A 20149-nucleotide genomic window follows, 5' to 3' on the forward strand; every position below is an offset into this window, starting at 1 on the left:
ATTATGGCAAACCAAAACTGCTGATCATTGACGAAATCGGCTACCTTCCGTTCGAGACCAATGCTGCTCACTTGTTCTTTCAACTGGCATCACGTCGCTACGAGCGTGGCAGCTTGTTGCTGACCAGCAACCGCAGCGTCGGCGAATGGGGAGAGGTTTTCGGCGATGCCGTGGTGGCGACAGCCATACTCGACCGGGTACTGCACCACAGCCATGTGGTCACCATCCGCGGTGAGAGCTATCGGCTACGAGAGAAACGACGTTCCGGCATGAAAACGGTGATGACTGCGGCACCGTCAACCCAAACCCAGGGGGGTCAATTCTAACTGTCGCCAAGGGGTCAGTTTCTGATGTCGCTTGACAGTCTCGGCCTTTCGGCCTTCTTCCGGCTCGCTTGGCGTCTCGGGTCACCCCTGCTCGCCGAGCCTGGACTTCGTGGTGAACAGGCAATTACCACGGTGGGAACTTTGCATCCCACTGGAATCGCCAGGACTTCGCCTGGCGCACAACTACTCAGCTCATCCGAGTAAAAGCGGACTGGATACCCGCCTTCGCGGGTATGACTGCCCGGAGAGACGGCTTTAAACAACAAGTCATTCCCGCGAAGGCGGGAATCCAGGTCATGCTTGCCTCAAGTTTTTGAAAGTAACCTTTTCCTGCTGTGAGGCTGGGTAGTTACAAGAAAAGTATCTAATCAGTATATTTGCTGCATGTTAAATTGTACCCTGGGCGACACATTTTTCCCTGGGATTGCCGAACTGGGGTGCGGCAATCCCAGGTATTACCCCTTGCTGTGATCCCCCCATTGGGAGAGAAAGCGCAGGCCAAAGCGCTTGCGGATGCGCTGAATGATCTCTTCATGGGGGTGATGGGGATTTTCCGCTATTTTCGGGCAGGTTACGGGTGTTCCATGGAACGGCGTTTCCATGAGTTTGGCCTCATAGGCGTGTGCCAGCAGAACGGGCATGGAGAGAACATCCGCGGCGTTATAGGCCAATAACGTTTCCAGGGCCCGTTCATCACCGGTGGTCTGGTATTCGTGCCAGAGCAGCACGGCAAAATATCCGTCCAATCCTTCCAGTTCATCCCGACTCAACCCCAGACGACGTTCACAGGCCTTCAGCCCCCCGGTTATCCCGACGGAACGCAATACAAAGCGAAGATCCACATGGGCTTTGGGCAGTTGCGCCTGGAGTTCGCGTTCGATAATCGGACCATCGAAGCACCGTCCATTGAAGGTGACCAGCAGGGAATATTCCTGGATATCATCGCAGAATGACTCCAGATTGCGGCCCTGGACATAGGTGCGCAGCCGCTTGCCGTCATAGAGGGCGATGGTCGTGATCCGGATCTCTCCGTCATCATTTGTGGTTTCGATATCTACGAAGGCCGCCTTGTCGCCGAAGTGGGAGCAAAGCCGCCAAGTTTCCGTTTTGGGCAGGCATTGGGCGAACCAGTCCGCCTCGCCGTAATGTAAGCGTTCGGTGGATTCTTCCAATGTTTGCAGGGCAGTCTTGGAGAGCAGTTTCGGATATTTTTGACCGTTGCTCAGGGCATCCTTCCAGGTCGGAATTCCGGCCTCCCAGATTTTTCGCTCCTTGATATTACCGATGCGCGGGATGTGGCAGAATGTATTGATGAGCATTACCTGAGTCCTGGACGGGGATGAAGTTTATGGGGACGGGGGCCTGCCTCGCGTACCGGCTTGTTATTCCGTAATCGCCGCTGCCGCAACTTTTTTTGCCAATGTACTGTTCAGCCGTGGACCCGTTTGTCTTGATTTTGCGACGAGGGTGCAAAAAAAAAAACCGCCATTCGGACAGCCGAATGGCGGACTTGGTCACTTTGCTGAACCGCCGGAACTATTGGATGCTTTTGCCCTGCAAAGCGGCAATGCGGTGTTCCAGGGGCGGGTGGGTCATGAACAGCATTTTCAAACCGTGGTCGCCGGTCTTGCCGCTGATTCCGAAGGAGCTCATCTGTTCCGGCAAAGGTTCCGTCATGCTCTTGCGCAGCTTTTCCAAAGCCGAGATCATCTTTTCACGTCCGGCCAGCTTGGCGCCGCCGGCGTCCGCCCGGAATTCACGTTGCCGGCTGAACCAGAACACAATGGTGCTGGCCAGGATGCCGAAAACGATTTGGGCCACGATGCTGGTGACGAAAAAGCCGATTCCCAACCCTTCCTCGTTCTTGAGAATCACGCGGTCCACAAAGTAGCCCACGACGCGGGAAATGAAGATGACGAAGGTGTTGACCACGCCCTGGATCAGGGTCAGGGTGACCATGTCGCCATTGGCGATGTGGCTGACTTCATGAGCCAGGACAGCCTCGACCTCGTCCTTGTTCATGGTCCGCATCAAGCCCGTGCTGACCGCGACCAGTGAGCTGTTCTTGGTCATGCCGGTGGCAAAGGCGTTGGGAGTGTCCTGATCGAATATGGCGACTTCAGGCATGCCGATGCCGGCCCGGGCGGCCTGGGACTTCACGGTTTCCACCAGCCATGCTTCAGCCTGGTTGCGCGGCGTGGTGATGACCTGGGCTCCGGTCATCCGTTTCGCCATCCACTTGGACATGGCCAGGGAGATGAATGAACCTCCAAAACCGAATACAGCGGCAAACAGCAACAGGCTGCCGTAATCAAGGCCGACGCCGGTTTCGTCGAGAATGCCGGTGAATCCCAACAGAGACAAAACGACACTGAGGACAAGAATGACGGCAATGTTTGTAATCAGAAAAAGTGCAATTCTTTTCATGTTTCGATATCCCTCCAGAAAAAGAAAGCTGTGATATGCAAAAGGCCGAACGACTCAATCGAATCATATAAACAATCTTTGATCATGAGGCAAGATTGTACGTTTCAGGCTGCATGACGGGGGATGAGGCCGGGATGAGTGAACCCTGGACCAGCGGTACATGCGATGCTTGATCCCACTTGTTCTGGGTTAGCCATGCTCCGTTCCTTCCCGTCTGATATCCGTTCTCCAGGTTTTCGGCACTGCCACCTAAAAAAAGTTGGCCCGATATTGCAGCTCACGCATGGAGCAGATATGAACCGTTGGGCATCGGAAAGAGGTTCGCGAACAGATCAGCAACAGCAGAATACCTCTGTTTTTGTCCGGTAGTCGATTGTCCAGCAACATCATAACAGGAGAACTTGGCATGTCCTTGAAGCGAATGACTTTGATTCTGGTCGCATCAGCATTTTTGACCGTCACGACCGGAGGGTGCGGACCGATCTATGATACTCGATATTCTTATGTTCCGCCCGGTAATCCTCAAGGGCAAACCTGTGTGTTTCAATGTGAGAATATCAATATGCAGTGCGAGCAGCTTGAGCAGATGAAAGAAGAAAATTGTATAAATCGCGCCAGGCTCGATGAGGAACGCTGCAAGGAAAACATCCGCCGGCAGGGTCGAGAGCCCAACTCCTCTGAATGTTCACAACTGGCTTTTTGCAGCGCGGATCATGATCATTGTTCAGAAAGATATCGACACTGCTATCAGAACTGCGGCGGCAGAGTGCATGCGGAACAGGTTTGCGTTTTCAACTGTCCGTAGGAAGTTGTGCCGACTGTTCCCTTCTTCACCAGATCGCAACCATGACCAATAACGGAGGTTCCGTGTCCCATCCCGTCCAACTTTCAAGACCTGACGCGGCTCTTTGTGAAGAGCGCGATGCGTGCGCCATTATCGCTTTCGTTGACAAACGCGGCCGGATGACCCACGCCAACGTGGTCCGAACCATCGAGGCCTTGAAAAAAATGGCGCATCGTTCCGGCGACATTAATGACGAAGGGGACGGTTGCGGAATCATGACCGACATTCCGCGTGAGCTTTGGAGCCACAGGCTGCACGAAGCCGGATTGTCGCCGCACCTGGCCGAATCCAGCGGTTTTTTCGTCGGCCATTTCCTCTTGCCGCACCGAATCCGCGAGCGAGCAGAAGAAATATGCGATAAGATCCGCCATATCTTTGCCTTGCGCGGTCTGGATCTGCTTTTGGAGTTGCGAGGTAAAACCAACGACGCGGAACTGGGTCCCATGGCCAGGGCCGAAACGCCGCTGTTCTGGCAGGTGGCCGGTCTTGTGAAACAGGAAGTGCGCATCACCACCGGCCAACTTCTGTTCAAAGTCGTGCAGGAGCTGGAAGCCATGGAGCCTGACCTGCATGTGGCCTCATTGTCTCAGGACACTGTGGTCTACAAGGTTCGGGGTGGTCCGGATCTGCTGCAGAGAGTCTATCCGGAGCTGCGCGATCCAGCTACCCGCTCCAAAATTTGTCTGGGACACAGCAGGTATTCCACCAACACCCTGCCCACGGTGGAACGGACGCAACCTTTCTCCATTCTGGCCCACAACGGTGAAATCAACACCATCGAACGACTGCGAGGCGCGTCCCGAAACCTGGGGATCGATCCGGTACTTGGCGGCAGCGATTCCCAGGATCTGAACCGGTGCATCGAAGGCCTGATCCATCGCTTTGGGTTCGAACTTATCGAAGCCTTTGCCATGCTGTTCCCGGCGGTGCACAGCGAGGTGGAGCAGTATCCCGAAGACTTGCGCAAGGTTTATGAAACCTACCGCTGGCTGTTTCCGCCTTCGGCCCAGGGACCGGCCGCCATTGTCGCCCGGCATGGCGACGTCTGCATCGGCAGCGTGGACGCTCTGGGATTGCGTCCGCTTTGGTTCGGAGAAAGCGACTACAACTATTATCTGTCATCGGAAAAGGGCGTCGTGGATCTGGAGGATACGGCTTCAGATCCCATCCCCCTGGCTCCGGGCGAAAAAATGGCGATCCTGTCCGTTTCAGGACGCAGGGCCGTGGTCTTCAACTACCGGGCCTATCAGCGTCGCCTGGTTCGCTTGATGCAGGGCCGAAGCGCGCTTCAGGAGCGTGTGCGGGCGTACTACCGCGATATACCTGAGCAGAAGGGAGAGTTGGTCCGCTTGGAGGATCTGTTTGACGATGGTCTGCCGCGCATGACGCCTACGGAAATGACCCGGGATAATGTTCTGGCGGCCTTTGGCTGGCACAAGTACGACGTGGATATGCGCAAGAAGACCGCAACCATCGGCGGAGCGGTCATCGGTTCCATGGGCTACCAGGGTCCGCTGGCCTGCCTCAGCGGTGAGGGCCTGCCGAACATATCCGAGTATTTCAAGGAAAACGTGGCCGTGGTTACCAATCCGGCCATCGACCGGGAGCGGGAAGCGGACCACTTCACAACCCGCTGCATCCTTGGTGATCGTCCGGAAATGGGCAGCCGGGAGCGTTCCGGCGCCGTAGGGCTGGAACTGCGGACACCGCTGTTGCTTGGCGGATGTCTGGACAGTCAGGTTTGCGGCTCGGCTCTTTCGACACTGGCCGCGGAATTCGGCACGCAAACCATGGATGCGGTGCTCTCGTTTTTTACGGCCCAAGGCCGTGATCCCGGGCGGGTGGCCATCCTGGACGCCACCTTTGATCCGCGGGGCGACCTCCCATCGCGTCTTGACGATCTATGCGACGAGGCCCACACGGCCATCAACAACGGGGCAGTCCTGCTGATCCTGGATGATTCGCGGAGTTTTTCCGATGGTCGGGTCTTTCTCGATCCGGGTCTGGCCCTGGCCGTGATGGGCAACTTCCTGGAGGAGCATCGCCTGCGGCGGCGTTGCTCACTCATCGTGCGCAGCGCCGCGGTGCGCAATCTGCACGATGTTATGTTCCTGATCGGCCTGGGCGCGGATGCGATCAATCCCTACCTGATCTGGCGCATGGCCAGGCTGCACGCCACCGAATCCCGTCCGGCCGAAACGGTGATCCGAACCACCATGGACGTCCTCCAAAAAGGCATGGAAAAGGTGATGTCCACCATGGGCATCCATGAACTGTGCGGTTACGGCAGGATTTTCTCCTCCATCGGGTTGGCCGACGATCTGGCCGCGCTGTTCAAGTGTCAAAACTTCTGCCGTTCCGCGGATACGGGTCTGTCCATGGCCCGCATGGCGGAGACGGCTCACATCCGTCTGGCCAAGGCCACGGATCAGGTGCCGGCTCCGCTCTGGAGCACTCCGCCCAGAAATGCCATGGTCGGAAAGATCTTGCGCCGGACCGCCACCGGCGTGGTCGGCTTCCGGGAGATGGCCCAGGAACTGACCGCTCTAGAACGGGAGAATCCCGTGGCCTTGCGCCATGTCCTGGGTTTTGTCCGTCCCGCGGAGCACGCGCATCCCCTTGTCATGCGGGAGGTGGACATCAGTATCGGCAATCACGCCATGCCGTTGTTCATTCCGGCCATGAGCTTCGGTTCTCAGGGCGAAAGCTCCTTCCGGGCTTATGCCGAGGCGGCGAAAATCCTGAACATCATCTGTATGAACGGCGAAGGCGGAGAAATTCCGGACATGCTCGGCAAGTACCGCCATAACCGCGGTCAGCAGATCGCATCGGGGCGGTTCGGCGTGCACATGGCTTTCCTGAATTCCGCTGATTTTTTGGAAATCAAGGTCGGACAGGGCGCCAAGCCCGGCGAGGGAGGGCATCTGCCCGGGCAGAAGGTGACGGCCATGGTGGCGGAGGCCAGGCACTGCAAGCCTGGGATTCCTCTGATTTCGCCTTCCAACCATCACGACATCTATTCCATCGAGGACCTGGAGCAGATCATCACCGAACTGAAAACGGCCAACCCTACAGCCCGGATTTCCGTAAAGATTCCGGTGACCAGCGGTGTCGGCACCATTGCCGTGGGCGTCGCAAAGGCCGGGGCGGACATTGTCGCCGTTTCCGGTTTCGACGGAGGTACGGGGGCGGCCCGGGAGCACAGCAAGAAATATGTCGGCTTGCCCGCGGAGATCGGCGTTGCCTACGCGCACCGGGCCCTGGTGGAGTCGGGCTTGCGCAGTAATGTCGAACTGTGGGCCGACGGCGGGCTGCGCAGCGGAGCAGATGCCTTGAAAATGATATTCCTCGGTGCGGAACGGGTGGGCTTGGGCACGGTGGCCTTGATGGGCGTTGGCTGCATCAGCTGCCGGCGCTGCCACCTGGACGCCTGCCCTCGCGGCATTTCCACCCAGTTGCGGACCAGGGAGGATGCCCTGGCCAGGGGCGTCAAGGGCTTCTCGCCCATGGACGTGGCCGCGGAGACGGACAACCTGGTCCGGCTGCTGGCCTGCATCGGCGAGGAGATGCGCGCGATCCTGGCGGATCTCGGCGTAGCCCGCCTGCGGGACGTGGTCGGGCGGACGGACCTGCTGACCCAGATCTCCCACAAGGAGGCCGTGGCCCTGGATGATATCCTGGCCAAACCGGCCATGGACGGATCGTGCGGTCCGGCAGGCGCGTTGCGGATCGTCCGCAAGCCCCTGAACTATCTGACTAAGCTCGTTGCGCATATCTCTCTGTCCGAATTTGACGAGGAACAGACCCGCGAGGTGCGGTATACGGATCAGTACGTGCGCAGCGTGGACCGGGCCATGGGCACCTATCTTGCCGGTGCCGTTGTCCGGCAATTCGGCGATGCCGGCGAGCGCAAAGCCCGGCTGCGGCTGGACTCCTCGGTGCCGGGCAACGGCCTGTGTGCCTTCAACATCCCGGGCATCGAGGTGATGGTGGACGGCGGAGCCCAGGACGGCACGGCCAAGGGAAGCTTCGGCGGCGCGTGCGGGGTGTTCAAGGGCGCCAACCTGCTGGGTCGTCGCGTGGACGGCTCCACGGGCAAGAGCTTTGCCTACGGGGCCATTGGCGGGATGCTCATGGTCCAGAACTATGCCGACTCCCGGGCCTGCATCCGGATGTCCGGGGCGGACGCCGTGTTCGGGGCGCGAATCACCGCGCGAGTTCGCGACGAAGAGGGCAATCTGGCTGTCCGGGCTCACCTGAAAGGCTTTGCCTTCGAGTACATGACCGGGGGGCGGGTAGTGGTCCTGGGCGATCCGGGGCCATGGATCTGTTCGGGGATGACCGGCGGCGTGATCTATCAATGCCTGTACCCGGAGTTCGGTTTCGAAGAGACGTCGCTATATCGCCGAATGGCCCGCGGAGCTGACGTGACGGTCCGTCCCGCGGATGAAAAAGCCCTGGGGGACATCCGAGAATTGCTGGGCAGGTATGTGACTGAATTGCGATCAACTTTTCAGGAAGAAGAAGCCCTGGAGGTTGAACGACTGATGGCTGAAGCCGAAACTCGCTTCGTGTCCATCATTCCTGTTGAAAAAAAGCCGACCAAGGCTGAGTAGGAATGGACATGAATGATATTCATTATCGATACAAGCAGGTGCCACTTGCGTAAATTTTGGTATCTGTTGATGCTGTTTAGAATCAAGGAATCGAACTGTGCGCAAGTAAATTGCTGAACACCAACCTCAGACCTGGAGTGATGAAATGATCAAACACATTGTCATGTGGACGCTGAAGGATGAGGCCGAGGGGGCCGTGGCTGTGGAGAACGGGAAGAAAATCAAGCAGATGCTCGAGGGGCTCAACGGGAAGATTCCGGGGCTGAAGCACCTGGAGGTGGGGCTGGATGTTTTTCAGGCTTCGCCGGAATGGCATGTGGTGCTCTACTCCGAGCTGGAGTCCCGCGAGGCCCTGGAGGGCTATCAAAAACACCCTGAGCACTTGCGTTGCGTGGAATTCGTGAAGAAAGTGGTTTCGAATCGTGGCGTGGTGGATTACGAAATCTAGGGGCGCATCGTGCAGACCCTCATCAATCCCGCCCTGATCGTGGTGGACATGCAAAACGACTTTGTTCTCCCCGGGGCCCCGGCCACGGTGGCAGGGGCCAGGGAGACAATACCCTCGATCCGCGGGCTCCTTGATCATGCCCGCCGCCATTCGTGGCCCGTGGTGCATGCGGTCCGCGAACACCGCGCCGACGGTTCAGACGTGGAATACACGCGCCGCGAACTGTTTCGTGAATCCGGCGGGATCTGTGTCGCGGGCACGCCGGGCGCGCGCATTGTCGAGGAATTGACGCCGGAACCGGGAGACTATGTCCTGACCAAGCAGCGGTTCAGCGCGTTTCTGGGCACGGAACTGGATCTGCTGCTGCGCAGGTTGCGGATCACGACCCTGGTCATTGCCGGAACACAATACCCGAACTGTATCCGGGCCACGGCCGTGGACGCCCTGGCCCGGGATTACCGGGTGGTGGTGATCACGGACGCCTGTTCAGCCCAAACCAAGCAGATAGCGAAAAACAACGTCGAAGACATGCGGAACATGGGCATGATCTGCATCCCACTGCAAAACCTGCTGCCTCGTTTCCAATAATCAACTATCCGCATATCGAAATCAAAATCGCCATCGAAATCGCAATCGAAATCGATCCCGTCTCTTTCTCCGGGCAGCGACGCTGATTGCAACAAGTTATTCCCGCGAAGGCGGGAATCCAGGTTCAAATGTGAGGTCGTGCACGGAATGTGCTGACTTGTCAGTTATACGATTGCGATGGCGATTCGATTTGGATTTCGATTTGGATTTCGATTGCGATGTGTCTGAATTCGCTGATGGATGGGTTTATTTACGGGTCGGTTCGGAGATCAGCACGGCGAACGGGAGGTGGGCGAAGATTTCCGCGCAGGTAGGGGTGGCTTCCATCGGTTTGCCCGCATGCATGGTGAACACATTGCGCCAAAGCAGGCCTTTGCCTTTTTTTGGCAGGGCGCTGACGGGTCGGAGAGCTGTTTCCGCCCATATCCCGCCCGTGGGAAAACCGGCTCCTGGAGCGCAAAGTCCTGCGGACAGGCGGGGCAGGGCGACGATCAGGGCCTGACGCTCATGGACTCGGGCAAAAGCCAGAACATGGCGTTCATGAGGACCGGAGACCTCAATGGGAATATACTTTCCGCGTAAGAACAGGTCGGGGTGGGAGCGGCGCAGGTGGAGCAGTTGCCGGAGCAGATAATGTTTCAGTCGACCGTCTTGCCAGGATGCGCCAAGGGCAGCGACGAATTTTAGAAGGTCTTCGGTTTCTTGCTCCGCTCTGAATTCGGCGAGATTTTCCAGCCTGGTCCGGTAATCCACCGGACGTCGATTGTCCGGATCCACCAGGGAATCATCCCAGAGTTCAGTGCCTTGATAATTGTCCGGAACTCCCGGCATGGTCAGGCGCAGGATCATCTGGGTCAGAGCATTGCACGCTCCGGGTACGTCCAAAGTCTGGGCGAACTCATGGACATCCCGCAGAAACGGCGCGGACGCCGGACTGTCCAGCACCTGGGCCACGAATCCGTTCAGGGCGTTTTCATAGCTTTCGTCCTGATCGATCCAGGATGTATACGTCTTGGCTTCCCGGGCAGCCTTGATCATGTAGGCCTGCAAGCGTTCGCGCAGGGCGGAGAGGATTTCGGGGGCCGGAAGTTCGGTTCCCGTGCGGTTCAGCGGCCATACTCCGACCAGAGTCTGGTAGAACAGGTATTCATCCCGGCCGGCGGGCTGCGTCGCTCCTCCGGATTCCTGTCGGGCTCGGCGGTTCAGGATTTGCCAGCGGTCCACATGTTCGGCCCACGCAGCGGGCATTTCGGACAGAACCGCGATCCGCGCCCGGACGTCCTCGCTGCGTTTGGTGTCATGGGTGGCGGTGGTGACCATGGACTTGGGCCATTTCGCGGCACGACGAATCATCTGCTGGTGAAAATCGCCCACGGAGCTGATTCGTCGGTTCGGCCCCATCCCCACTTCGTTCATGGAGACCAGGGGGAGGACCCGGTAGAACGTCGTGTCTTCCATGCCCTTGGCCATGGCCGGACCGGTGAATTGCTGGAATTTGCGGGCCAGACGGAGACATTCCGCATTGGGCCGGCCGTCGGCGCGCGGTTTCCAGTTCGTTTTGAGCAGGGCTTCCAGCACGTCGAACAGCAGGGGATGGCTCACGGCACGGGCGCGCCGGGCCAGACCCAGGGCCCAGTCCAGGTCCCGGGCGTCTTCGGGGGAGGGGCCTCTGGAACCGACATAGGTGCGGTAGATTGGAAAGCGGGAGACTATTTCGCGCAGAGCCTGTCGGATTTCTCCGCGGGAAAAATCCCTGGAGGCAAGGTCGCGCTTGAGCAGCCGGGTCGTTTCCGTGGCCAGAACCTCCAGTTCCGAGGCCAACTCCTGGTCCATAATCTGACGCTTGGCCCGTGCCCCTTCACCATGCCCGTCCGCGGCGCCCGCGCCTTCCCGGGCTTCGTAGATGGTTTTCAGCTGAGCCGTGCCTTCGGGATCCAGTTGCACGGAGTGGATCTCGCTCAGGGCGTCATAACCCGTGGTGCCATGCACCGGCCACTGGGCGCGCAAGGTTTCATGCTCCTCCAGAATTTTCTCCACGTAGACCGGAAAACGACCCGCTGGGAAGCCCAATGTTTCCGCATGCGGCTTGAGCAGTTTCTGGAGCCGGTCCAGGTATCCGGACGGATCGTAGAGGCCGTCGATATGATCGATGCGCAGCCCGTGGACCTGCCCCCCGGCCACCAGATCCCGGATCAAGGCGTGGGCGGCATCGAAAACCTCCGGTTCTTCAACACGCAGTCCGGCGAGGTCGTTGATCTGAAAAAAACGGCGGTAGTTGATTTCCCGTCCGGCCACGCGCCAGAAAGCCGGACGGTAGTGCTGGCGTTCCAGGAGCTTGTGCAGCCGTTCCAGTCCGCGTCCGTCCGGTGAGTTCGGAGCGAAAAGCGTTTCGGCTCCTTCAAGAGCCGTGTGCAGTTCCGGGATATCGCGGGCCAGTGCGGCCAGGGTCTGTTTGAAAGTCGTTCCGCGCGTGCGCAGCGCCTTGCGCCGGGTGTTGGAGCGGGGCTTGCTGCGCAGGCGTTTGGACTCGGTGAAGGCGGCCCGCACATCTTGATTGTTCGCCGCATCCGCGGCGGTTTCCAGACAAGGGGCTAAAATGCGGTGGTAGGTGGACGGACAGATCGGAAAGCGATGCTCGTAGTACCAGACGCTGTAGGACCCGGCAGGGGCGTCGAAACGCAGGCGCAATTCCCCGCGTTCCAGAACGGCGCCGTAGAGATCCCCAAGGATCGGAAGCAGGACCTTGTCGTGGATCCCATGTGTTTCGGGAAACCATTCAATATCGAAAAAGTGGGCGTACCGGCTGCTGCGTCCCCATTCCAGCACGTCCAGCCACCACAGGTTGTCGCTGCGCCCGATGCCCATATGGTTCGGGACAATGTCCATGACCAGCCCCATCCCGGCATCCCGCAGGGCTGTGCTCAGGGCATCGAATCCCTCGCGTCCGCCAAGCTCCGGGTTCAGGGCCTGGTGGTCCACGATGTCGTAGCCATGCGTCGATCCCGGTCTGGCTGCCAGAATGGGCGATGTATAGACATGGCTGACGCCCATGTCTCGCAGGTACGGGGCAATGGCCAGGGCGTCGGCAAAGGTGAAGCCGGCATGGAACTGCAAACGGTAGAATGCGGTGGGTTGGTAGATTGGGTTCATGGTCATGCCCGCTTCATGCATCTTCCAACATCAGTCGGAGCAACTGCAGGGAGCGCCCGCCCACGCTGATCCTGGCGCCCGGAAGGTGGGGGCCGTTTTCGGGTCGGCCGTCTTCGTTCATGGTATCCACCAGGGGTTCCCATACACCGGGATCTCCCGTGGAAAGCTGGAAAATCTCGCGCTCATGGTCGGCATTCACCAGCAGCAGGAAGGTGTCGTCCGGTTCCTGTTCACCGCGTTCGCTCAAGTGCACCAGACCGGCTTCGCCGCTCAATCGCAAAGCCAAGGCCCGGGCATGAGGATTGCCCCAGTCGTCGGTGCTCATCTCCCGGCCGTCGGGACGCAGCCAGATGACGTCCTTGACCGCGGTGCCGGGAATGATCTCCCCCTTGAAAAACCGGTTGCGGTGAAAGACGATGTGTTCATGGCGCAGGCTGAGCAGGCGGCTGACAAAGGCGATCTGCATCCTTCCCGACTCGTCGATGCCGTTCCAGTCGATCCAGGACAGTTCATTGTCCTGGCAGTAGGCGTTGTTGTTGCCAAGCTGAGTTCGGGCAAATTCATCTCCCGCGGTCAGCATGGGCATGCCCTGGGAAAGAATCAGCGTGGCCAGAAAATTGCGCATTTGACGGCGGCGCAGAGCCAGGATCTCCGGGTCGCTTGTCGCACCCTCCATGCCGCAGTTCCAGGAATTGTTGTTGTCCGTTCCGTCCCGGTTGTTCTCCCCGTTCTGTTCGTTGTGTTTGTGATTGTAGCTGACCAAGTCGTGCAGGGTGAACCCGTCGTGGGCCGTGATGAAATTCACGCTGGCCCAGGTGCGTCGACCACGCCGTTTGAATATGTCCGCGGAAGCGGAAATCCGGTCGGCAAAAGCGGGAAGCTGACCTTCGTCGCCCTTCCAGAACCGGCGCATGGTGTCGCGGTATTGATCATTCCATTCAGCCCAGCCAGGAGGAAAATTGCCCACCTGATAGCCGCCAAGGCCCGTATCCCAAGGTTCGGCGATCAACTTGACCTGCCCCAGCACCGGGTCCTGGGCCACGGCGTCCAGAAAGCTGGAGTGCTCGTTGTACGGCCCTTCCACCCGAGCCAGGGTCGTGGCCAGGTCGAATCGGAATCCGTCCACCCCCATTATCTGAACCCAATAGCGAAGCGAGTCCATGACCATGGACAACACCTTGGGATGGCGCAGTTCCAGCGTGTTCCCCGTACCCGTGAAATCATTGTAGAACCGTGGTTCATCGTTCATCAGGTAGTAGTAGGAATAGTTGTCGATCCCCCTGAAGGATAAGGTCGGGCCGAGATGATTTCCTTCGGCGGTATGGTTGTAGACCACGTCCAGAATGACCTCGATGCCCGCGTCATGCATTATCTGCACGAAGCTTTTGAAGGAGGACAGATCGTGTTTGGGTCGGAGATAGTTAGGGTGGGGAGCGAAGTATCCCAGGGAGTTGTAGCCCCAGTAGTTGCTCAAGCCCCGGTCGATGAGGTGCCGATCCTGCAGGAAGGCATGAATGGGCAACAGTTCGATGGCCGTGATTCCGAGCTGTGTGAGATGGTCAATGACTGGCCGGGAGGCCAATCCCTCGAAGGTCCCGCGGAAATCTTCCGGCACATCGGGATGGAGCATGGTGTAACCGGCCACGTGCATCTCGTAGATCACGCTTTCGTGCCAGTGTCTGGATGCCATGGGCTTACCCCAGGTGAACGCCGGATCCACAACCTGGCATTTGGGCATGAACGGTGCGGAATCACGTTTGTCAAAGGACAAATCTTCGTCCTTATGGCCGACGGTATATCCGAAGAGGGCGTCGTGCCATTTCAGACCGCCGACCAGGATCTTGGCATAGGGATCCAGCAGGAGTTTGTTGGGATTGAAACGGTGACCTTCCCGCGGCTTGTAGGGACCGTGGACGCGGTAACCATAGAGTTGCCCGGGACGAGCGTCCGGCAGGTAGCAATGCCAGACCTCATCGGTGTATTCCGGCATGGAGATTCGGGTGTTTTCGGTGATGCCGTCGTTCTCGAATAGACAAAGTTCGACTTTCTCGGCATGGGCGGAAAACAAGGCGAAATTGACGCCCGACCCATCCCAAGTGGCTCCCAGAGGGATTGGAGAACCGGGCCAAACTCGTGGACCGTTCTTCAAGGGCTCGCTGTCTTTGCTCAAGTCGTCTTTTATCATCTTTTGCTCCTAGCTTGCGAGAGAACGGAAGCCTGCTCGTTAATGTAAAATATTGTAATACTCAGCTGGATCGTGTCACGGGATGAAGTGCAGATCTCGTCTGCGTGAAGACAGGATTTGCGGACAGGACGAAATCATTCGAAATCATCATCACAAGTCCTTCCGTGGAGCAAGGAATCCAGAGGCCTGGATTTGATTTCTAGATCCTGAATACAAGCTTGCCGTGCAAGGGGATACCCGGACGGTGAGGCCATCTGCAAAATCTGCTGAGCAATTTGAAAATAATTTATCAGCCTATTGAGAAAGCTGGACTTTTGCAATCCGGCAAACCCGGTTCAAGAAGGAATCATGGCAGTCGTTCCCGACCATCGCGTTTGATTTACGTCCGTTCTTGATTTGCAGTTGCAGGATATCATTCACTGGAATTATTACGAAACCTGTTATTATTCCCAAGAAGAAAAAGGGGGATAGCTGACAGGAGCGTACCTAGAAAAGTGAACCGCTCACGTAGAGGGGGAGAGGATGGCGTAAGCCATGATGGACAGCCTGTTGACGCCGACCATCTAAATGGAACATGAATGAGTTCTGTCGCTCTTATTGTTGATACTCCCGAACCATCTCGCCCATGAATATGTTTTCCCGAGGGATTTCACTGAAATCCGCACTGATCGCTCTTTATGCAATAGTGACGATATCCGTCGCATTGGCAGGGTATCTGTCATATTCCAGCAGTCGCCAGTCCATCGGCAACGTTGCACTGCAGCTGCGCACGGAAATTACGGATCGTATTGAAACACACCTGTTGGAATTTCTGCATTTGCCTCACCGGATCAACCAGGCCAATGCCCAGGCTCTGACACGTCAGCTGATCGCTGCCAACGACCAGCTCACCCTCGGAAAGCGTTTTGCGGAGCAGATTGGGATGTTCCCCTCGGTCTCGAGCGTTTATTTCGGCAATATCCACGGCGGACTTGTGAATAGTGGCCGGGAATCGCCTGGGGATCTCCGGTACCTCATCGATACCGAGGGATTTACGGCGGGTACCTTTCGTAAAACCCTCGTGGACGCGCAAGGCAATCACGCCGAGCAACTGGCTGTTCTTTCCAACTTCGACTCACGTAACCGGCCCTGGTATGTCCGGGCCTTGGAAAGGAACGGACCGGTTTGGAGCGATGTCTACATACTGTTCACCGGCAAGGAGCTGGCCTTGGCCGCGAGTCTTCCGGCATATGACGGCCAGGGCGGTCTGCTGGGAGTTGTTTCCGTGGACGTTTTCCTCTCAAATATATCGCATTTTCTTCAGGGCATGCGCATCGGCGAGACCGGTCAGGCATTCATCCTGGATCGCGACGGTTTGCTGATCGCCACATCCACCACGGAACTCCTCATCATCGACAGCGGCGACCCGGCTGCAAGAAGCCGGGTCCATGGGACGGAAAGCAGCGACCCGGTGGTTCGCAATGCCTCGGCAACACTGGCATCACGGTTTGGAAATTTTTCCGAAGTTGAAAAGGAGACCAGTCTCACCTTTACCGTGAACGGCCGACAAATGCTCCTACAGACTGCGCCTTTGCGTGACGACCTGGGTATTGATTGGCTGATCCTCGTCGTCGTGCCGGAAGATGATTTCATGGCCGCGATCATGGCCGACAGTCGCATGATTCATCTTCATGTGACGTTTGCCCTGGCTTTGGTGCTTGCGGCAGGAGTCTTCCTGACCAAGTGGATCGTCAAGCCGGTCAGTCTGCTGAACATGGCTGCGGACAGGGTAGCCGCCGGCGAAAGTATAAAAAAGATCGAAGATTATTCTCCGGTCATCGAGTTTCGCGGACTGACCCGGTCTTTCAACCGGATGGCGCACCAGCTTTCAAATACATTGGAGGGGCTTGAGCTTGAACTGCGCGAACGCAAGCGGGCCGAGGAGGAGCTTCGCCGCACCCGTGAGCAGTTCGAACTGGCGGTGCTTGGCTCCAACGACGGCATTTGGGATTGGAACCTGCGCGATAACTCGTTGTTTCTCTCGCCGCGTTGGAAGGAGCAGTTGGGATACGAGGACAAAGAATTGAGCAGTGAATTCAATGTGTTTTATTCTCGTCTCCATCCTGAGGACGTGCCGCGCCTTGATGACTACCTGAAACGTTATCTCAAAGGCGAGGTGGAAATGTTCGAAATAGAATTCCGCATGCTGCACAGGGAAGGGGGCTATCGATGGATCTTGTCTCGTGGTACTGCCTTCCGGGATGAAAAGAATCTTCCCTTTCGCATGGCCGGCTCCCACACCGACATCACGGATCGCAAGGCTGCCGAGCAGGCCTTGAAGGAAAAAAGCGAGGAACTCGAGCGCTACTTCACGACCAGTCTGGACCTGCTGTGCATTGCGAATACGAAGGGTGAGTTTATCCGCTTGAATCCTGAATGGGAGAAAGTTCTTGGCTATTCTCTCACCGAGCTTGAAGGACGAAATTTCTTCGATTTTGTCCATCCGGACGATATGGAGGACACAGTGGCGGCCGTTTCACGATTGGACGCCCAAGAACAGGTCCTTAATTTCGAGAACCGCTATCGCCGGAAAGACGGATCGTACAGTTGGATCGAATGGAGAGCCTTCCCTCGAAACGGCACAATCTACGCCGTTGCCAGAGACATCACCCGGCGTAAGGCCGACGAGGAGAAGCTGAATCGGTTGGCGACCACGGATTCACTCACCGGCTTGTGCAACCGACGTGCATTCATGCAGACCCTGGAGACAGAGCTGGGACGTTACAGGCGATACGGCAAGCATGCTTCCCTGTTGATGCTGGACCTGGATCACTTCAAGACAATCAATGATACCCATGGCCATGCCGGGGGTGACGAAGTACTGCGATATTTTGCCATGTTGCTTCAGGAAACGGTCCGCGAAACGGACCTGCCCGGACGCCTGGGCGGGGAGGAGTTCGCCGTGCTCCTGCCGGAAACGAAAGTGTCCAGCGCCCTGGTGATTGCCGAGCGTCTGCTGCGGAAGGTCCGCGAAACAGTTGTTTGGACGCATGCCGGAACCGCATCCTTCACGGTGAGCATCGGCCTTGGCGTGATGCAACCGGAGGATTCCACCCCGGACTCTTTGTTGGCCAGAGCGGATGCCGCTCTCTACCGGGCCAAGGACAATGGTCGGGACAGGGTTGAGGTGTATTCATTGGGACAACACGACAAATGAAAAAATATGTACAATGCCCAGTAGACGGCAAAGAACATGCCCCAAGGACGCAGCTTGGAAGTTATCGAGGCAACCCGGTGGAGCAGGATATGATCCCTGAGCCCATTTATGTTGCCCGGCAGCCGGTTTTTGATCGGGACATGGACATCTGGGGCTATGAATTGCTTTTCCGGCATAGCGCCCAGTGCTCCACGGCCAGAATTGACGACGCCGACGAAGCAACCTCCCGCGTGATCGCGGATGGATTCGGTCTGGTTGAGGATCTTCTTGCCCCTTCCCAGAAAGTCCTGATCAACTATCCGGGCAGGATGCTGGTGCAGGGTGCGCCGCGTGCATTGCCGTCCGACGTGGCTATCGTGGAAATTCTGGAAACGGTCCAGCCGACTCCGGAAATATTGAGGATCTGCGCCCAACTCAAGGCCGAGGGCTACGTTCTGGCCCTGGACGATTTTGTCGGCCAATCCGGCTTCGAGGCCCTGTTGCAGTTGGCTGATCTGGTCAAGGTAGACGTACTCTACCTGAATTACGAACAATTAAAGGCTGTTGTCGGCAACCTGCGACGGATCGAAAACTGCCGGCTGCTGGCCGAAAAAGTCGAAGATCTGGCCATGTATGATCAATGTCGGGAGCTCGGTTTCGACCTTTTTCAAGGGTATTTTTTCAGTCGTCCAGAACTGGTCAGCGGCAAGAAACTTTCGGCCAACCAGATTTCCAAGCTGCAGTTGCTCAAGGAATTGAGCGCGCCGGATCTGGAACTGATACAGGTCGCCAAAATCGTCCAGCACGATGTGGCCTTGAGCTACCGACTGCTGCGCTACATCAATTCTCCCGGGTTCGGCCTGCCGAACGAGATCACCTCCATCAACCAGGCCATGAACCTCCTGGGGCAACGCAAGGTCACCGCCTGGCTGCGGGTCTTGATCATGGCCGAAATGAAGACAAATCCCCTGTCTGGGGAGTTGCTCTTTCTTTCCTTGCAGCGAGCGAAGCTGTTGGAAGCCTTACAGGATGCCGGAACACCATCCCGGCTCTCCAGCGAGGGGATGTTTCTTCTCGGCCTGTTCTCCTTCCTGGACGTCATTCTTGGTCTGCCCATGAATGATATACTGGCAAGGCTGTCCTTGGGCCCCTGCCTGAAAGCCGCACTGCTGGGACGGGACGCGGAACTGCAAGCCTGGCTGGATCTGGCAGAGGCCTGCGAACGCGGCAACTGGGACAAGGCCGAGGCATTGCTGAAAGGTATGAATCTCGGAACCGAGCAGACCGCCAAGATCCTGAACGAATCCGCCCTTTGGGCCAAGCAGTTTCTGGACGTTTCCTGAATGAACACGAAGGTCTGAGATCACAGTATGCTGCAACTTTTCTTATTATTAAGGGTGTTGTTTTTTTGCCGGATTGGAGGTTACGAAACGGCACAAAACGCTCAACTTTGCTTTCGATTCGCTTGTCCTTCTGTGGGAGTCGTCTGGGGAATCTGGTGCGGGCATCTGGACATTTTCCAGTCTGCTTCATAGAGAAGTAGTGTGTTTTTCATGAATGGGGATGATATGGAAATGATCACTTGGCAGGACAACCCGAGACATGGAGTAGACAATGCGAAAGGCAATGTGTTTGATCGTGATGGTGTTTTTATTGTCTGTGGCGACGCAGTCATGGGCGGACGACTACTTGAAGATCCGGCACGTGAACGAGGCCTATGAGGTCATGGGGCAGAAGCAGCCCGCCACGGAGGAAATCGTCGAGACGTGGCTGAGCGGCAACAAGGCGCGGATGAATTCCGGCACGAGTTCTTCGGTGATCCTGCGCGGGGACAAGCAGGTCATGTACATGCTGGATCATGATAAGAGGGCTTATGCCGAGGTGCCTATGGACCTCTCCCAGGCCATGACGGGCATGATGGGCGACCAGGGCGGCGATCAGCAGATGGCTCAGATGATGGCGGAAATGATGGGAGCCATGATGAAGATCAATGCCAGCGTCAGGGATACCGGCGCCACGAAGACCGTCAATGACTGGAACTGCCGGGTCTATGAATTAAACATGAAGATGCCCATGGGCAATACTGTTTCCGAGATATGCGCCACCGAGGACATCGATGTGGACATGAGCGTGTATCACAAGATCGGGCATGCCATGATGGCCGGGCAGCAGGGGTTCGACGACCTGATCAAGGAAATGGAGAAAATTAAGGGGGTTTCGGTACTGACCGTCAGCAAGGCTACGGTCATGGGCGCGACCATCGTTTCCAGGGAAGAACTTCTGGAACATAAAAAAATGACGCCGCCTGCCGGAAGCTTCGACATACCGGAAGGGTATACCCGCCAGGATTTCATGGGTATGTAAGGGCTTCAGACTTTCGTTGGGCCTGC

Annotated in this window: 12 protein-coding genes; 8 read left to right on the forward strand and 4 right to left on the reverse strand. The window is 57.4% G+C overall.

Annotated elements, in window-relative coordinates:
• On the forward strand, nt 1–326 hold a 326-nt coding region (locus BLP93_RS07610; protein WP_161946236.1), incomplete at its 5' end, for an ATP-binding protein.
• Nucleotides 327–781: 455 nt separating this feature from the next.
• Here the strand turns inward: BLP93_RS07610 and BLP93_RS07615 are convergent.
• Both BLP93_RS07615 and htpX read right to left on the reverse strand, forming a co-directional pair.
• Complete coding sequence (locus tag BLP93_RS07615; protein WP_092119514.1) at nt 782–1645, reverse strand: ribonuclease H-like domain-containing protein; 864 nt, start codon at nt 1643–1645, stop codon at nt 782–784.
• Between the two features lie 217 nt (nt 1646–1862).
• Nucleotides 1863–2753: a protease HtpX gene (gene htpX, locus BLP93_RS07620; RefSeq protein WP_092119517.1), complete on the reverse strand. Its 891-nt coding sequence runs from the start codon at nt 2751–2753 to the stop codon at nt 1863–1865.
• A 406-nt stretch (nt 2754–3159) separates the two neighbouring features.
• Here htpX and BLP93_RS07625 point away from each other — a divergent pair, with 406 nt between their 5' ends.
• From BLP93_RS07625 to BLP93_RS07640, 4 genes are all read left to right on the forward strand, one after another.
• Nucleotides 3160–3558 (forward strand): hypothetical protein, encoded by a 399-nt coding sequence (locus tag BLP93_RS07625; protein ID WP_092119520.1) that lies wholly within the window; start codon nt 3160–3162, stop codon nt 3556–3558.
• Nucleotides 3559–3620: 62 nt separating this feature from the next.
• Nucleotides 3621–8213 carry a glutamate synthase-related protein gene (locus BLP93_RS07630; RefSeq protein ID WP_244148681.1) on the forward strand — a complete coding sequence of 1531 codons (4593 nt, stop codon included), beginning with the start codon at nt 3621–3623 and terminating at the stop codon, nt 8211–8213.
• A gap of 145 nt (nt 8214–8358) precedes the next feature.
• Nucleotides 8359–8661 carry a Dabb family protein gene (locus BLP93_RS07635; RefSeq protein WP_092119526.1) on the forward strand — a complete coding sequence of 101 codons (303 nt, stop codon included), beginning with the start codon at nt 8359–8361 and terminating at the stop codon, nt 8659–8661.
• Nucleotides 8662–8670: 9 nt separating this feature from the next.
• Nucleotides 8671–9249: a cysteine hydrolase family protein gene (locus BLP93_RS07640; RefSeq protein WP_279615053.1), complete on the forward strand. Its 579-nt coding sequence runs from the start codon at nt 8671–8673 to the stop codon at nt 9247–9249.
• A gap of 246 nt (nt 9250–9495) precedes the next feature.
• Here the strand turns inward: BLP93_RS07640 and treY are convergent, their stop codons facing one another.
• Together treY and glgX are read right to left on the reverse strand one after the other, a co-directional pair.
• A complete protein-coding gene (gene treY, locus BLP93_RS07645; protein WP_092119929.1) occupies nt 9496–12405 on the reverse strand; it encodes a malto-oligosyltrehalose synthase in 2910 nt (969 codons plus the stop codon).
• A gap of 7 nt (nt 12406–12412) precedes the next feature.
• Nucleotides 12413–14584 (reverse strand): glycogen debranching protein GlgX, encoded by a 2172-nt coding sequence (gene glgX, locus BLP93_RS07650; protein WP_092119529.1) that lies wholly within the window; start codon nt 14582–14584, stop codon nt 12413–12415.
• Nucleotides 14585–15209: 625 nt separating this feature from the next.
• On the opposite strand from glgX, the gene BLP93_RS07655 reads away from it, so the two are divergent.
• The 3 genes from BLP93_RS07655 to BLP93_RS07665 all read left to right on the forward strand — a co-directional run bounded on the left by BLP93_RS07655 (nt 15210) and on the right by BLP93_RS07665 (nt 20123).
• Complete coding sequence (locus tag BLP93_RS07655; RefSeq protein ID WP_092119532.1) at nt 15210–17780, forward strand: diguanylate cyclase; 2571 nt, start codon at nt 15210–15212, stop codon at nt 17778–17780.
• Between the two features lie 89 nt (nt 17781–17869).
• Entirely contained in the window at nt 17870–19102 is a 1233-nt protein-coding gene (locus BLP93_RS07660; RefSeq protein WP_161946237.1) for an EAL and HDOD domain-containing protein, read from the forward strand.
• 271 nt (nt 19103–19373) lie between these two features.
• Nucleotides 19374–20123, forward strand: a complete 750-nt coding sequence (locus BLP93_RS07665) for a DUF4412 domain-containing protein (protein ID WP_092119539.1) — start codon at nt 19374–19376, stop codon at nt 20121–20123.
• The last annotated feature ends 26 nt before the right edge of the window (nt 20124–20149 follow it).

Source organism: Desulfonatronum thiosulfatophilum (genome assembly GCF_900104215.1).
GTDB lineage: Bacteria > Desulfobacterota > Desulfovibrionia > Desulfovibrionales > Desulfonatronaceae > Desulfonatronum > Desulfonatronum thiosulfatophilum.

Excerpts from the sequence above, each read along its gene's own strand:
- BLP93_RS07615 (WP_092119514.1), bottom strand. The coding sequence starts at position 1,645 with ATGCTCATCAATACATTCTGCCACATCCCGCGCATCGGTAATATCAAG.
- htpX (WP_092119517.1), bottom strand. The coding sequence starts at position 2,753 with ATGAAAAGAATTGCACTTTTTCTGATTACAAACATTGCCGTCATTCTT.
- BLP93_RS07625 (WP_092119520.1), top strand. The coding sequence starts at position 3,160 with ATGTCCTTGAAGCGAATGACTTTGATTCTGGTCGCATCAGCATTTTTG.
- BLP93_RS07635 (WP_092119526.1), top strand. The coding sequence starts at position 8,359 with ATGATCAAACACATTGTCATGTGGACGCTGAAGGATGAGGCCGAGGGG.
- treY (WP_092119929.1), bottom strand. The coding sequence starts at position 12,405 with ATGACCATGAACCCAATCTACCAACCCACCGCATTCTACCGTTTGCAG.
- glgX (WP_092119529.1), bottom strand. The coding sequence starts at position 14,584 with ATGATAAAAGACGACTTGAGCAAAGACAGCGAGCCCTTGAAGAACGGT.
- BLP93_RS07655 (WP_092119532.1), top strand. The coding sequence starts at position 15,210 with ATGAATATGTTTTCCCGAGGGATTTCACTGAAATCCGCACTGATCGCT.
- BLP93_RS07660 (WP_161946237.1), top strand. The coding sequence starts at position 17,870 with ATGATCCCTGAGCCCATTTATGTTGCCCGGCAGCCGGTTTTTGATCGG.
- BLP93_RS07665 (WP_092119539.1), top strand. The coding sequence starts at position 19,374 with ATGCGAAAGGCAATGTGTTTGATCGTGATGGTGTTTTTATTGTCTGTG.